The sequence below is a fragment of the Streptomyces sp. WM6378 genome (assembly GCF_001279695.1).
Lineage (GTDB): Bacteria > Actinomycetota > Actinomycetes > Streptomycetales > Streptomycetaceae > Streptomyces.
Window position 1 is genome coordinate 1 of sequence record NZ_LGDD01000217.1, and the last position, 324, is coordinate 324.

General features: G+C 65.7%; 1 protein-coding gene. It reads right to left on the bottom strand.

What is annotated here, in order from left to right; translation table 11 throughout:
• The coding region (locus ADK54_RS17755) for a carboxyl transferase domain-containing protein (protein WP_324610168.1) at nt 1–324 on the bottom strand (324 nt) is incomplete at both ends.

The following is a 324-nucleotide window of genomic DNA, read 5'->3' on the forward strand; positions in this document are numbered from 1 at the left end:
GCCACCGAGACCGTTCTGGGTGATCTCCTCACCCGTCACCGCCCGCACCACATCCGGACCCGTGATGAACATCTGCGACGTCTCACGCACCATGAACACGAAATCCGTCAGCGCCGGACTGTAGGCCGCGCCACCCGCACACGGGCCCAGCATCACGCTGATCTGCGGGATCACACCCGACGCGCGCGTGTTGCGCTGGAAGATCCCGCCATACCCCGCCAGCGCCGAGACACCCTCCTGGATACGGGCGCCAGCGCCGTCGTTCAACGACACCAGCGGAGCACCCGCCGCGATCGCCATGTCCATGATCTTGTGGATCTTCGT